We start from the raw sequence: 820 nt of genomic DNA on the forward strand, positions 1-820 counted from the left end.
GGCACTGTTGCAAAGTTAGCGATGAGGCAGCCTTTTGTCTTATTCAAAGGCCTTACATTTCAAAAACTCTGCTTACCAGGCGCATTTCGCCCAGGGGATCACCATAATAAAATGCTGAGGCCTGGCCTTTGCGTAGTGCACGCATCACCTCAATACCTTTGATGGTGGCGTAAGCCGTCTTCATGGATTTAAATCCCAGCGTGGCGCCGATTATCCGTTTCAGTTTGCCATGATCGCATTCAATCACGTTGTTCCGGTACTTAATCTGTCGGTGTTCAACGTCAGACGGGCACCGGCCTTCGCGTTTGAGCAGAGCAAGCGCGCGACCATAGGCGGGCGCTTTATCCGTGTTGATGAATCGCGGGATCTGCCACTTCTTCACGTTGTTGAGGATTTTACCCAGAAACCGGTATGCAGCTTTGCTGTTACGACGGGAGGAGAGATAAAAATCGACAGTGCGGCCCCGGCTGTCGACGGCCCGGTACAGATACGCCCAGCGGCCATTGACCTTCACGTAGGTTTCATCCATGTGCCACGGGCAAAGATCGGAAGGGTTACGCCAGTACCAGCGCAGCCGTTTTTCCATTTCAGGCGCATAACGCTGAACCCAGCGGTAAATCGTGGAGTGATCGACATTCACTCCGCGTTCAGCCAGCATCTCCTGCAGCTCACGGTAACTGATGCCGTATTTGCAGTACCAGCGTACGGCCCACAGAATGATGTCACGCTGAAAATGCCGGCCTTTGAATGGGTTCATGTGCAGCTCCATCAGCAAAAGGGGATGATAAGTTTATCACCACCGACTATTTGCAACAGTGCC

At 52.4% G+C, this 820-nt stretch carries 1 protein-coding gene; it reads right to left on the minus strand.

All coding sequences use genetic code 11. From position 1 onward, the window contains the following. Positions 1–52 precede the first annotated feature (52 nt). Positions 53–757: an IS6-like element IS26 family transposase gene (locus K0778_RS26555; protein WP_001067855.1), complete on the minus strand. Its 705-nt coding sequence runs from the start codon at positions 755–757 to the stop codon at positions 53–55. Positions 758–820: the final 63 nt, after the last annotated feature.

The organism is Escherichia sp. XD33, from assembly GCF_019375075.1.
GTDB lineage: Bacteria > Pseudomonadota > Gammaproteobacteria > Enterobacterales > Enterobacteriaceae > Enterobacter > Enterobacter flexneri_A.

What these genes read in the sequence shown, in the direction of transcription:
- K0778_RS26555 (WP_001067855.1), bottom strand. Translation starts at nt 757, where the DNA reads ATGAACCCATTCAAAGGCCGGCATTTTCAGCGTGACATCATTCTGTGG.